This window comes from Bacillus toyonensis BCT-7112 (assembly GCF_000496285.1).
GTDB lineage: Bacteria > Bacillota > Bacilli > Bacillales > Bacillaceae_G > Bacillus_A > Bacillus_A toyonensis.
On the sequence record NC_022781.1, the window covers coordinates 1,577,285 to 1,590,236 of the forward strand.

Here is a 12,952-nt window from a genome sequence, read left to right on the forward strand (position 1 = left end):
AGCTTCTCTTTTTTAGTTTAGAGTTTGAACAAGCACTGGTTTCCAGCCCTCATTTTCTACCCAATCAATATTTACATAATATTTTTTACCTGATTGCTTATCTTGTACGTTGCCGTAAGCTTTATTCTTACCGTTATTTCCGATTCTATGAATAACTAATTGCTCTACCGGAACGTCGATTGCAGCGGAAATCGCTTGATTCATCTCATTCCAATCTGCTGTACCTTTGTTAAACGTCATCGCAGGTGTTGCACCTTGCTCTGTACCTACTGGCTTCCAAGAAGGTTTCGTATAAGCATCTGTTGCCTTTGGCTGTGTTTTTTCAGCTGCCACTTTCTCATTAGCTTTCGCTTCTTCTTCAGCTTTTTGCTTTTCTTCTTCAGCCTTTTGCTTCTCTTCTTCTTCCTTCTTCTTAGCCTCTGCCTTCTCTTGTTCGTCCTTCTTCGTCTCTTCTTTACCTTTAGCTTTCTCAGCTTTATTTTCTTTTGTTGTTTGCTGAGCTACCTTTTTATCATTAGAAGACGCTTGCTCTTTTGTGTCAGGAACGAACAATTGATATGCTACAATAGCTACTGCCACTAATACAATAGCGATTGCAATATTTAAAACACCGTTTTGACGACGTTTTTGTTGTTTCTGTTGGAATCTAGATCCTCCTGCCATTCTTCAAACCTCCATGCAGTTTTTCATACTTGCTATTGTAACATTAAATCTAGAAAGGTTGAACATTTACAATAATATTTTCATGAAATGAAAACATTTCACTATGAATTGCAAGATTACTTTTCATTCTCTAATCGATGGATTTCTTCTACGATATCTTTGAAAATGGATGTGACTTTATTTACACTGCTGTCCGTTTCTATATCAACGACAACTAAAGCATATCTTGGATTTTCATATGGAAAATAACCTGCAAACCAGCGATTGACCTTCATCCCTTTTCCTGTTTGTGCTGTCCCAGATTTTCCAGCGACACTTAGTGGCAACGACCTGAATGCTGCTCCTGTTCCTTTCTCTGTTGTTACAACGCCTCTTAATAACTCTTGTAATGTTTTTACTGTTTCATAAGAAAGCTGTTTTCCATTTAATTTATGGTTTTCAAATGTAAAAAAGTCACTTCCATTTTTATACACTATTTTTTTAACAGCTTTCACTTCCATTTTTTCTCCATTCCTAGCAATCGTCGCCATCATATTAGCGATTGCTAGAGGTGATATACGTACATCTTTCTGTCCAATTGCTGTTTGCGCTACCGCTTTTTTACTAGTCTTATTTTCCTCACTCCCCCAGATAATAGCACTCTTCTCCTCTGGCATTTGCTCGAAACGCGATGTATGAAATACCGAACCGTTCCAACCAACCTTTCCAACTGCTCCTAAAGCCGCTACGTACGTTTCTAACACCATCTTATCCTTTTGTATTAGCTCGTTACCTAACTGTGAGAATGCCCTGTTACAGCTTCTAGCAAAGCTCCCTTTAAAACTAAGTGTTCCCATCAAAACTTGTGGGTCGTTTTCACCATATAAATCTTTATTACAATTAAATGTGCGATTCAATACATTTATATTTTGATCAATCGCTGCCGTTGCAACTACTGTTTTAAAAACAGAACCAGGAAAATGCGGTGTTAACATTTGATTTTCAAGTGTAGCTTTATATAATCTTTCGTTTTTAACCTGTAAAGATGGTTTGCTAACCATCGCTAGTATTTCATTTGTTTTTACATCAAGTAATACTAATCCCCCCTTCTTTATTTCACTTTTTTCAATTGTCTCTTCAGCTTTTTGCTGCAACTCTTTATGTAAAGTAGTTTGAATTGTAACTGGATAAAATGGATTTCCTGGCGAAGTGTATTTCGCCTGTTTTCCAAAAATCGGTTCTCCTTGCCGGTCCACTTGATACAATACTTTTGCCTCTCCATCAGTTAATAAAAATTCATCAAAAGATTGCTGTAATCCAGAAATACCAATTGGCGTTTGTTTTGAAATTTTTTCTACTTCTCCATATCGCTTTTGGAATTCTCGTTCATTCTCCCCCACTTCACCCACTAAATGATTTGTCCCTCCAGTTTGTTTTAATCGAACTTCAGCCGCTACAATGCCCAATACATTTAATTGATTAATCTTCTCCATCTGCTCTCGTACTAAAGGAAATGGCTCATTTCCTCTTTGGAGTATAAATGCATTTTTTTTATCTTTCATTTGTATTTTGATCTCTTGTCTCGACACACCAATGATATGCGCAATTTTCTTTAACATGTCATTTTTTATTTGTAAAAAAGGAAAAATAATTAAAACTGGGTATTTCTCTTCACCAATTTCTTTATCATTCCGATCTGTAAAATGTCCTCTTCCATTATCTACTGTAAGTGATTGTGTTCGTTGCGTAACGCTTCTTTCGATTAAATTAATATTTCGATCAGTAAAAGATTCAGTATCTATAATCTGTATTTGGAGTAAACGACAAAGTAATAAAAACATCACACATATAAAACAAATTAAAACAACTGTAATTCTCCGTCTTATTTTCATAAAAAAACACCTCGTCTATTATAGTTTGGACGAGGTGTTTAACCTTTTATACAAATAAAAAAACCACTCGTTTTTACACGAGTGATTTTTATTATTTAACAGAGATAATCTCTACTTGCATTTCTCCGCCTGGTGTTTGAATTGCTACCTTCTCACCAATTTGCTTACCTAATAAGCTCTTTGCGATTGGAGAATCGTTAGAAATTCTTCCTTCGAATGGGTCAGCTTCCGCGCTACCTACGATTGTGTAAGCTTCTTCATCTCCATTTGGTAATTCTTTAAATGTTACTGTTTTACCTAATGTAACGACAGTAGATTCTTCGCCATTATCTTCGATGATAACTGCGTTACGAATCATGTTTTCTAATTGTGTAATACGTCCTTCTACGAACGCTTGCTCATCTTTCGCTGCATCGTACTCAGAGTTCTCAGAAAGATCGCCGAAGCTACGCGCGATTTTAATACGCTCTACTACTTCTTTACGTCTTACTGTTTTTAATTGCTCAACTTCGTTCTCTAATTTTTGCTTACCCTCTTGCGTCATAGGGTATGTTTTTTCTGTTGACATATTTTCCACTCCTTTTATATACCAATCCCCTGAAAAAAGAGGAGTTCCATATGAAAACTCCTCCGCTTCCATTGTTAGCGGAGGTTTCTAGTACCCTTGCACTAGCGGAGTTGTCACATACAACCCCGTATTTCCAATTCTTCTTTTAAAGAAGATATGTATGGAAAGTTGATATAAATATGCCCTCACCTATATATAGATGAGGTTGCATGCTTCATTGTATTCGATAGGAAGGGAAAAAATCCCTTCCTATCGTATATCTTTTACTATGCTATTACAAATTTACTTTTTGTTCAAGAATTGTTGCAATTTTTGTCACCATAATATCAATTGCAACATGGTTTTGTCCACCTTCAGGGATAATAATATCCGCAAATTTCTTAGAAGGCTCAATAAATTGATTGTGCATTGGACGCACAACAGTTACGTATTGATCAATAACTGAATCCATCGTACGACCGCGCTCTTTAATATCACGCTGCATGCGGCGCAGGATACGAAGATCTGCATCTGTATCAACGAATAACTTAATGTCCATCAACTCACAAAGACGTGGGTCTTCTAAAATAAGAATTCCTTCTAAAATGATTACATCTTTCGGCTCAACTGGAATAATTTCTTCTGAACGCGTATGCAATGTATAGTCATATACAGGCTTATCAATTTGCTCATATGCAAGCAACTGCTGCAAATGTTCAATTAACAGATCATTATCAAACGCAAGCGGATGATCATAATTTGTTTTTAAACGCTCTTCCATCGGTAAATGGCTTTGATCTTTGTAATAATAATCTTGCTCCAAGATTAAAATGGAATGACCTTTAAAATGGTCAAAAATCGCTTTCGTTACACTTGTTTTTCCTGATCCTGAACCACCAGCGATTCCAATTACAACAGGCTTATTCGTCCCCATTCGACTACCACTCTTTCTTATTGAAGTATGTTTTTGCGCATCATATTATTCACATACACTGGTTGATCCACTTTGAATTTTACGATTTGCAACGGATGTCTCGCTGCATCTAATTCGTTTCCATCCTCATCCCAAATTTTCTCCACCGTCTGCGTAAAGTTTTCTATTTCTGGTCCAAAGAACTCCACTTCATGTCCTGGTTTGAAGTGATTACGTTGCTCAAGCGTTACGATGCCCGTTTCTTCATTATAATCTAACACTAAACCAGCAAAATCATACGTTGTTTTCTTACTATGATTTCCAAACATTTGCTCTTGATGTCCTGGAACCCCTTCAAAGAATGCAGGAGCTGTATCACGATTTGCACATTTATCAAGCTCATCTAACCATTGTTGTTTAAACTCAAAGTTATCCGGATCCGCACAATACGCATCAATTACTTTGCGATATACAGTTGCTACAGTCGCTACGTAATGGATAGATTTCATACGTCCTTCAACTTTTAAGCTATCAATTCCAATTTCAATCATTTTCGGAATTGACAAGATTAAATTTAAATCTTTTGGACTCATCGCAAAGTGAGCATCTTCTTTTTGGAATAAAGGAAGCTCTTTTGCATCTTTATGTTGTGATACCGTTTGAACTAAGTCATAGTCCCAGCGACAAGATTGACAACAACCACCACGGTTAGAGTCACGCGCTGTCATATGGTTACTTAATGTACATCTTCCTGAATATGCGATACACATTGCACCATGGACGAATGCTTCAATTTCAATGTCCACTTTGTCTTTAATTTCTTTCATTTCTTCATAGCTTGCTTCACGAGCTAATACAAGACGATGTAAACCTTCTTCTTTCCAATACTGTGCTGCTTTCCAGTTGGATAGCGATTGTTGTGTACTTAAATGCACCTCAACAGAAGGCGCTACACGTTTACACGTCTCAATAATAAGCGGATCTGCAACGATAATTCCCGTTACACCAGCCTTTTCAATCCCTTTTAAATATTCCTCTAGCCCGTCCATATTTTCATTATGTGCGAAAATATTTGTTGTTACGTATATTTTCGCTCCATATTTCTTTGCAAATTCAACGCCTTCTGCCATATCTTCTAGCGTAAAGTTACCTGCATTAGAACGAAGACCAAATTCTTGTCCACCTAAATATACAGCATCTGCCCCATAATGGATAGCTACTTTTAATTTTTCTAAGTTACCCGCAGGGATTAACAGTTCAGGTTTCTTCACAATAACGCGCTTGCCATCGATCACTCGTGAAATTTCTTGTACAGTCATTTCCTACACCCTCCTCGTTTAGTAAACCGTTTCTTTAAAGAAGAATCCTGTATCTAATGGACGATTTACTGGTTGCATTTCTTCTATTTCTTTATATAGATCATCTTTCACGTCATAATACGCATCACGATCTTCCACACACAAATCAATCGCTTGACGATATTTCTTCGTTACTTCAATAATGTATTCAGAGCTTTTTAGTACACCATCGATTTTTAAGCTATCAACTTCAGCCTCAATTAGTTCCTCTAATTCATCGATGAAACAAATATCATTCGGACTCATAATGTGAGTACCATTTTCATCTTCATAAATTGGATATTTATTGTTACGCTCTGGGTCATACAAGAACATATTCTCTTCATATTTTTTCTTTTCAATGTCAAGATTACGTCCTTGATACTCAAAGTAGTTTCCTACTAACGAACGCTTCGATTGGAACATACAAGTCATACCGTGAATTTGCACTTCAAGTTCCACTTCAGCATTTTCTTTTAAATCAACAATTTCATCTAAGCTAAGCTCACGAGCTAATACAGCACGCTTCGCTCCTCTTTGACCCCAGTAGTTACAAGTGAACCAATTTGTTGCTGTCGTTTCTGTATTCCAGTGCAGTTGCATATTTGGTGCTACTTCACGAACAGCCATTAATACCGCTGGATCTCCGAAGACAATTGCATCTACATGTACTTCGTTTAAAAATGCAACGTAATCTGTTAATTCTTCTACTTTATCATTATGGAACATAGCATTCATTGCTACGTATACTTTCACACCATTTTCATGTGCAATTTTAACAGATTTTTTTACATCTTCACGTGAAAATTCCCCTGCTAAACGTAAACCAAACTTTTGTTCACCGATCATTACTGCATCTGCTCCTGCTTTCGCAAGAGGTTCGATATCCGCCACCGCTCTTGGCGTTACTAACAATTCAGGTTTCTTCATACCTTGGTCATCCTCTCTTTTTACTAACAGCTACTCCATCTCCAATTGGGAAAATCGTTGTATCATATCCTTCATGGTTCATAAGCCATTCATTGTACGTCTTAATACGACGGATTAAACCACGTGTACGTCTATTTTCAATTTTCTCTTTTGTCGTTACAAGACCATGGTACATAACATTATCTGAAATAATTACGCCACCAGGGTTTAATAACGGTTCATATAAGTCAAAAAAGCGACGATATTGTCCTTTTGCTGCATCAATAAAAATAACGTCAAATGTTCCGTGTTCTTTTACTTGTTCACCCGTCTCTAACGCATCACCGTATATAACTGAAATACGTTCTTTTACTGGGGAACGTTCTATATATTCAAGTGCTTTTTCATATCGTTCACGATTGCGCTCAACTGTCACAATGCGTGAATTTGGAATAGCTTGCATCATACGAATACTAGAATAGCCAATTGCTGTACCAAGCTCTAAAATGCTTTTCGGTCCAATTAAACGTAAAAATTGCAGCATAAATTCCATTCCAAGTCGATCCATAATCGGCACATGATTTTCTGTTGCATATTCTTCCATTTCAAGAATTAATTTATCTTTTGGATCAATAAATGATAATAGGTACTCGTTAACTGCATCCTCCATAAATGGTCCTCCTTATTTACATGGAGAAGTGCCTCTATGACGTCTTTTCACACATAGAATGCAATAAAAATACAAGCCAGCTTTACCCTTAGCTTGTACGTCCCGTTTTGATATTAAAAACGATTCTTCTGCCAGTTTTTAACCCGATATATTTTACCACAAAAAAGAGGGATGTGCGACCTTTTTCGCTATCCCTCCCCATTTCACTGTTTTTTCGTAATATATTTTTGCTTTAATGCATTATGCTCTTCTAATGTTTTCGCATAGTACACTTCACCACTTGGTGCAGCTAAGAAATAATAATAATCTGTTTGCGCAGGTTCTAACGCAGCTTCCACTGAATGTTTACCAGAGTTCGCAATCGGTCCAACTGGTAATCCTTTTACAACATACGTATTATACGGTGAATTCACCTTTAAATCCTCGTATAATACACGTTGCTTATGCTTTCCAAGCGCGTATAATACCGTTGGATCTGTTTGAAGGGGCATACCTTTTGCTAAGCGATTATAAAAAACACTAGAAATCTTTTGGCGATCTGTAAAACCAGTCGCCTCTTCTTCAATCAGTGAAGACAATGTTAAAAGCTGATGAACATCCCAGTTCTTCGCTTTCATTTTCGCCTCGTTTTGAACAATGATTGCATTTGTTTTCTCAAGCATTGGAATTACGATTTCTTCTAACGTTGTATCTTTCTTATAGAACGAATACGTCGCAGGATATAAATACCCTTCTAATGGATATTTAATATTACTATCAAAGATTTTATCCGTTAATAACTTCGGATACTTTTGCTGCATTTTTTGAATAAATGCTTTATCGTTCAATTGACGCGTAACATCATCTTTATTCCACTTTAATTCACTCGCAACCGTTTCTGCAATTTCAGTTACTTGCGCTCCTTCTTTTATCGTCACTTTATACAGAGCTGGACGATGTACATTACCAGATGACATTTGTTCAATGACATCTGAGGCACTCATTGAAGGATTTAATAAATATGTACCAGCTTGTAAGTTTTTTGATTTAGCCTTTGTATAAAAGCTAAAAACTGTACCGTTTTTCACAGCACCCTTTTCTTCTAAAATTTCACCAATTTTACTAGTAGATGATCCTTTCGGAATTTCTACTTCAATCTCTTTTTTATTCCCGCTATCAACTGGTCCTAATGCCGATGAAATATACGCATAGACTGAACCACAAACTAAAAGCAGTGCAATAATCGAAAATAAAAAAATGCGTCTACGCTTCTTTTTCACTTGATTCTCTATCAAAACTCTTCCTCCTTATTCAATTGTAGGCCATATGTACGTCTTTCTATACAACACGATGAAAAATCACAATAAACTTACCTATCATTTTTTGACAGATATTTTATTTTTCTACAATCCGTCTCATTATACTACAAAGGATTACACAGTTTCGACAAAAAATCTTTCATTTTACATATAAAAAAAGATGGACTATATATCGTCCATCTTCTCAGTACTTATTATTCAGCTTCTTGCTCATCAGCTAGAGTGTTGAACATTTCTTGTACCATTTCCCACTCTTCTTCAGATTCGATTGGAAGTAAAGTTCCGCCCTCTTCTTCATTTTGCTCATAAGCCATTGCATCATAAATTTGGTCTCCATCTTCGTCTACTTCACCGATTGGAGAGAAGACTACATATGATTTTTTGCCAAATTTTTCAGCATCAAAAGTGAAAACAATCTCACATAAATGTTCGTTACCTTTTTCGTCTACAATTGTAATTTGATTTTCTTCCATTTTGGTCACCTCTTATTTACTATCTAAAAATCCTTGTAAGATTACGACTGCAGCCATCTTATCGATTACTTGCTTTCGCTTCTTACGACTTACATCAGCTGAAATGAGTAGACGCTCCGCCGCCATCGTCGACAAACGCTCGTCCCACATTACAACGTCTAATTGTAACAGCTCTCGTAGGTTTTCTGCAAATTGCTGGCACGCTTCACCACGTGGGCCAATTGTACCATTCATATTTTTAGGTAAACCTACTACTATTTTGTCCACATTGTACTGCTTTACTAACTCAGAAATACGGTCAAAACCAAAGTGACCTCGTTCTTCGTTAATCTTGATTGTTTCCAATCCTTGTGCTGTCCAGCCCATTTCGTCGCTCATTGCAACTCCGACTGTTTTTGTACCCACATCTAAACCTAATATCCGCATAAACTACTCCTCACGATGATGTTTCAAGTAAGACTTCACAAGCTCTTCAATTATCTCATCACGTTCAAGTTTGCGAACGATGCTTCGTGCATCTTTATGGCGAGGTATGTATGCTGGATCTCCACTTAATAAATAACCGACGATTTGGTTAATCGGATTATAGCCTTTTTCTTGAAGTGCATCATACACAGTTAAAAGTACATCATTTACATGGACACTCTGTTTTTCATCTTGAATGCTAAACTTCATTGTTTTATCAAAACCGTCCATTTCAAGCACCTCACTTATATAGTAAGTATAGGGAGAAGAACTTCTCCTCTCCCTACCATTGTACACTACTATCTCTTTATTTTGAAACAGATTTAACGTACTCTTGTACAAATGCTAAAGCTTCTTCAACTTGTGCTGGGTTTTTACCGCCCGCTTGAGCCATATCAGGACGGCCACCACCGCCACCGCCACAACGAGAAGCTACTTCTTTCACAAGTTTACCAGCATGGTAACCTTGGCTAATTAAATCTTTCGTTACGCCAGCTAAAATGTTTACTTTATCGTCATTTACAGACACTAATACAACAACTGCAGACTCTAATTTATTTTTAAGGTCATCCATCATCGTACGTAAGTTGTTCATATCTGCAACATTTACTTTCGCTGCTAATACGTTTACGCCATCAACTGTCATTACTGAATCAGTTAAGTTTCCAGCTTCGATATTGCTTAATTTTGCAGCAAGAGATTCATTTTCTTTTTGAAGTTGTTTCACTTCAGCAAATAAGCCATCAACTCTCGTTAAAATATCTTTCGGATTTGTTTTCATTTTTCCTGCTGCTTCTTTTAATAAACCTACTTGATCGTTCATTAATTCGTATGCAGACTTACCAGTTACCGCCTCAATACGACGAGTTCCTGCACCGATACCAGACTCAGCAACGATTTTGAAAATACCGATAGAAGCTGTGTTATCAACGTGACAACCACCGCAAAGCTCTAAGCTGTAATCGCCTACTTGTACAACGCGTACAACATCACCGTATTTTTCACCGAATAATGCCATTGCACCCATTTCTTTCGCTTCTTCGATTGATTTTTGAGAAATCTCAACGTTAATACTTTCCCAAATTTTCTCGTTTACGATACGCTCAATTTTTTCTAATTCGTCAGCTTGTACTTGACCGAAGTGAGAGAAGTCAAAGCGTAAACGTTCAGAAGTTACAAGAGAACCTGCTTGGTTAACATGCGTTCCAAGTACATCTTTTAACGCTTGGTGTAGTAAGTGAGTTGCTGTATGGTTTTTCACAACGCTACTACGGTTTTTCGTATCGATAACAGCTTTTACAGCCGCACCTTTCGTTAATGTACCTTCTTCCACAACTACTTTGTGTAAGTTTTGACCATTTGGTGCTTTTTGTACATCTTTTACAACAACTTTCACGCCATCAGCAAGAAGGTAACCACGGTCTGCAATTTGTCCGCCGCTCTCAGCATAGAATGGTGTTACATCAAGCATTAACTGTCCTTCTTCACCTGCTTGTAAGCTATCTGTATACTCACCGTTTTTCACAAGTGCAACAATGTTACTTTCTGTTGCAACTGTACCGTAACCAACGAATTCGCTCGCTACTTTAACTTCACCAAGTACACCGCCTTGAACTTGCATAGAATCAACGTCTTGACGAGCAGCACGTGCACGCTCACGTTGTTTTTCCATTTCAGCTTCAAAACCTTTATGGTCAACTGTCATACCAGCTTCTTCTGCATATTCTTCTGTTAATTCAATTGGGAAACCGTACGTGTCGTATAAACGGAACGCATCTACGCCAGAAATAACAGTTGTTTTTTCTTCTTTCGCTTTTGCAATAACTTCAGCTAAAATTGCTTCACCATCATGAAGTGTTTCGTGGAAGCGTTCTTCTTCATTTTTCACAACTTTTGCGATGAAATCTTTCTTTTCCAGTACTTCTGGATAGAAGTCTTTCATTACTTCTCCAACAACCGGTACTAATTCAAACATGAATGGACGGTTGATGTTTAATTTCTTAGAATAACGAACAGCACGGCGTAATAAACGACGTAATACATAACCACGGCCTTCGTTAGATGGAAGAGCACCATCACCAACAGCGAATGTTACTGTACGAATATGGTCAGCAATGACTTTAAACGCCATATCTTTTTCTAAGTCTCCATTACGATACTTCTCACCAGAAATTGATTCTGTTGCACCAATCATTGGCATGAATAGATCCGTATCAAAGTTCGTAGGTACATCTTGAACGATAGATGTCATACGCTCTAGACCCATCCCTGTATCAATGTTCTTCTTAGGAAGTGGTGTATATGAACCGTCTGGATTATGGTTAAATTGAGAGAATACAAGGTTCCATACTTCTAAGTAACGCTCGTTTTCTCCGCCCGGATATAATTCTGGGTCACTAAAGTCATTACCGTAAGCTTCCCCGCGATCATAGAAAATCTCTGTATTCGGTCCACTTGGTCCTTCACCGATATCCCAGAAGTTTTCTTCTAAGCGGATGATGCGCTCTTTTGGAACACCCATTTTCTCATTCCAAATTGTAAATGCTTCTTCATCTTCCGGATGGATTGTAACTGATAGTAATTCTTTATCGAATCCAATCCACTTGTCGCTCGTTAAAAATTCCCAAGCCCAAGTAATTGCTTCTTCTTTGAAGTAATCACCGATCGAGAAGTTCCCTAACATTTCAAAGAATGTATGGTGACGAGCTGTTTTCCCTACGTTTTCAATATCGTTTGTACGAATTGATTTTTGAGCATTTGTAATACGTGGATTTTGCGGGATTACGCGTCCATCAAAATATTTTTTTAATGTTGCTACACCACTGTTAATCCATAGAAGAGATGGATCTTCATGTGGGACTAGTGATGCACTAGGTTCTACTGCATGTCCTTTTTCTTGGAAAAAGTCTAAAAACATTTGACGAATTTGTGCGCCTGTTAGTTGTTTCATTGTATTTTCCTCCTTAAATATAAAAAACTCCCGCCCCTATAAAAGGGACGAGAGTTAACTCGCGATACCACCCTAATTATGAATTGATTATTATAACAATCAATTCATCACCTCATGGTGCCGTAACGTGGCAAGACGGCAGTGATTAGCTGCTCTCAGGATTAGCTTTCTGTTACCCTTCATTTAAAGCTCCTTTCAGCCAGTGGAAGCTTCTCTCTACAAATGGACTGTAACGTACTTGTTCCGTCATTGATTTAATGTATTATATGACTAAATATAATAGAATTCTCTTAAGTTTGTCAATGTAGATAATCATTTATATTGTATCAATTGTTTATTACTCATAGTTATTCTACTATTCATTCTTAACAGCCTTTCAATATATTATGCATTTATTACTAAATAGGAATCTCCTCACAAAAAATACTTTATGCAAATTTCTAAATATTACATTATTTGTTATAATTAAATTATTAACAATAAAGGAGCGATTACAATGACAACTTTATTGAATCAAGCTAGAGAAATGTTAACAACTGATGAAAAAATTCTTTTTTATGCAGCATGTTCATTAGACATATTTATTTATCGTTCCGTCGCAAGGCCAGGCCTATTGATTTTAACGGACAAAAGGCTATTCTTTTATGGACCAGATGTAAGTAAGAATCCAACATTTGAAGAGTACGCTTTCGCAAAAATTTCTAATCTAAAAGAACAAAAGCACCTTTTCAGCAATCAAATTGTATTTATGTATGATACGGAATGGAAAAGAATAAAACATATTCAAACAACTGATGTGAGCTCTTTTGTTCAAAAAATAAAAAATCAGCTCCCTAAATAATCATATGATTAGCCC

General features: G+C 36.9%; 13 protein-coding genes and 1 other annotated feature. Of the genes, 1 reads left to right on the top strand and 12 read right to left on the bottom strand.

Features of this window, described 5'->3' with window-relative positions:
• Nucleotides 1-12: 12 nt before the first annotated feature.
• The 12 genes from BTOYO_RS08145 to alaS all read right to left on the bottom strand — a co-directional run bounded on the left by BTOYO_RS08145 (nucleotide 13) and on the right by alaS (nucleotide 12,096).
• Nucleotides 13-663, bottom strand: coding sequence for a YrrS family protein (locus BTOYO_RS08145; RefSeq protein ID WP_000897105.1), 651 nt, complete (start codon nucleotides 661-663; stop codon nucleotides 13-15).
• Nucleotides 664-779: 116 nt separating this feature from the next.
• The gene (locus tag BTOYO_RS08150; RefSeq protein ID WP_000702462.1) at nucleotides 780-2,534 is read right to left on the bottom strand and encodes a peptidoglycan D,D-transpeptidase FtsI family protein; all 1,755 of its coding nucleotides are present in this window, start codon (nucleotides 2,532-2,534) and stop codon (nucleotides 780-782) included.
• Between the two features lie 91 nt (nucleotides 2,535-2,625).
• Nucleotides 2,626-3,102: a transcription elongation factor GreA gene (gene greA / locus BTOYO_RS08155; RefSeq protein ID WP_000102593.1), complete on the bottom strand. Its 477-nt coding sequence runs from the start codon at nucleotides 3,100-3,102 to the stop codon at nucleotides 2,626-2,628.
• A 274-nt stretch (nucleotides 3,103-3,376) separates the two neighbouring features.
• Nucleotides 3,377-4,015 carry a uridine kinase gene (gene udk, locus BTOYO_RS08160; RefSeq protein ID WP_000537080.1) on the bottom strand — a complete coding sequence of 213 codons (639 nt, stop codon included), beginning with the start codon at nucleotides 4,013-4,015 and terminating at the stop codon, nucleotides 3,377-3,379.
• Nucleotides 4,016-4,032: 17 nt separating this feature from the next.
• Complete coding sequence (locus BTOYO_RS08165; RefSeq protein ID WP_000217963.1) at nucleotides 4,033-5,313, bottom strand: peptidase U32 family protein; 1,281 nt, start codon at nucleotides 5,311-5,313, stop codon at nucleotides 4,033-4,035.
• A gap of 18 nt (nucleotides 5,314-5,331) precedes the next feature.
• Nucleotides 5,332-6,261, bottom strand: a complete 930-nt coding sequence (locus tag BTOYO_RS08170; RefSeq protein ID WP_000742797.1) for a peptidase U32 family protein — start codon at nucleotides 6,259-6,261, stop codon at nucleotides 5,332-5,334.
• A gap of 7 nt (nucleotides 6,262-6,268) precedes the next feature.
• On the bottom strand, nucleotides 6,269-6,910 hold the full coding sequence (locus BTOYO_RS08175) for an O-methyltransferase (protein WP_000389100.1): 642 nt from the start codon (nucleotides 6,908-6,910) through the stop codon (nucleotides 6,269-6,271).
• Nucleotides 6,911-7,113: 203 nt separating this feature from the next.
• Entirely contained in the window at nucleotides 7,114-8,184 is a 1,071-nt protein-coding gene (gene mltG, locus BTOYO_RS08180; protein ID WP_000572128.1) for an endolytic transglycosylase MltG, read from the bottom strand.
• 218 nt (nucleotides 8,185-8,402) lie between these two features.
• Nucleotides 8,403-8,681, bottom strand: coding sequence for a DUF1292 domain-containing protein (locus BTOYO_RS08185; RefSeq protein WP_000392249.1), 279 nt, complete (start codon nucleotides 8,679-8,681; stop codon nucleotides 8,403-8,405).
• Nucleotides 8,682-8,693: 12 nt separating this feature from the next.
• Nucleotides 8,694-9,107, bottom strand: coding sequence for a Holliday junction resolvase RuvX (gene ruvX, locus BTOYO_RS08190; RefSeq protein WP_001221202.1), 414 nt, complete (start codon nucleotides 9,105-9,107; stop codon nucleotides 8,694-8,696).
• Between the two features lie 3 nt (nucleotides 9,108-9,110).
• Nucleotides 9,111-9,377: an IreB family regulatory phosphoprotein gene (locus BTOYO_RS08195; protein ID WP_000348591.1), complete on the bottom strand. Its 267-nt coding sequence runs from the start codon at nucleotides 9,375-9,377 to the stop codon at nucleotides 9,111-9,113.
• A 76-nt stretch (nucleotides 9,378-9,453) separates the two neighbouring features.
• Nucleotides 9,454-12,096 (bottom strand): alanine--tRNA ligase, encoded by a 2,643-nt coding sequence (gene alaS / locus BTOYO_RS08200; protein ID WP_000811807.1) that lies wholly within the window; start codon nucleotides 12,094-12,096, stop codon nucleotides 9,454-9,456.
• A 40-nt stretch (nucleotides 12,097-12,136) separates the two neighbouring features.
• Nucleotides 12,137-12,355 (bottom strand) — a binding site (T-box leader).
• A 237-nt stretch (nucleotides 12,356-12,592) separates the two neighbouring features.
• Between alaS and BTOYO_RS08205 the strand changes: the two genes are divergently transcribed.
• A complete protein-coding gene (locus BTOYO_RS08205; protein ID WP_000209540.1) occupies nucleotides 12,593-12,937 on the top strand; it encodes a PH domain-containing protein in 345 nt (114 codons plus the stop codon).
• Nucleotides 12,938-12,952: the final 15 nt, after the last annotated feature.

What these genes read in the sequence shown, in the direction of transcription:
- BTOYO_RS08145 (WP_000897105.1), bottom strand. Translation starts at nt 663, where the DNA reads ATGGCAGGAGGATCTAGATTCCAACAGAAACAACAAAAACGTCGTCAA.
- BTOYO_RS08150 (WP_000702462.1), bottom strand. Translation starts at nt 2,534, where the DNA reads ATGAAAATAAGACGGAGAATTACAGTTGTTTTAATTTGTTTTATATGT.
- greA (WP_000102593.1), bottom strand. Translation starts at nt 3,102, where the DNA reads ATGTCAACAGAAAAAACATACCCTATGACGCAAGAGGGTAAGCAAAAA.
- udk (WP_000537080.1), bottom strand. Translation starts at nt 4,015, where the DNA reads ATGGGGACGAATAAGCCTGTTGTAATTGGAATCGCTGGTGGTTCAGGA.
- BTOYO_RS08165 (WP_000217963.1), bottom strand. Translation starts at nt 5,313, where the DNA reads ATGACTGTACAAGAAATTTCACGAGTGATCGATGGCAAGCGCGTTATT.
- BTOYO_RS08170 (WP_000742797.1), bottom strand. Translation starts at nt 6,261, where the DNA reads ATGAAGAAACCTGAATTGTTAGTAACGCCAAGAGCGGTGGCGGATATC.
- BTOYO_RS08175 (WP_000389100.1), bottom strand. Translation starts at nt 6,910, where the DNA reads ATGGAGGATGCAGTTAACGAGTACCTATTATCATTTATTGATCCAAAA.
- BTOYO_RS08185 (WP_000392249.1), bottom strand. Translation starts at nt 8,681, where the DNA reads ATGGAAGAAAATCAAATTACAATTGTAGACGAAAAAGGTAACGAACAT.
- ruvX (WP_001221202.1), bottom strand. Translation starts at nt 9,107, where the DNA reads ATGCGGATATTAGGTTTAGATGTGGGTACAAAAACAGTCGGAGTTGCA.
- BTOYO_RS08195 (WP_000348591.1), bottom strand. Translation starts at nt 9,377, where the DNA reads ATGGACGGTTTTGATAAAACAATGAAGTTTAGCATTCAAGATGAAAAA.
- alaS (WP_000811807.1), bottom strand. Translation starts at nt 12,096, where the DNA reads ATGAAACAACTAACAGGCGCACAAATTCGTCAAATGTTTTTAGACTTT.
- BTOYO_RS08205 (WP_000209540.1), top strand. Translation starts at nt 12,593, where the DNA reads ATGACAACTTTATTGAATCAAGCTAGAGAAATGTTAACAACTGATGAA.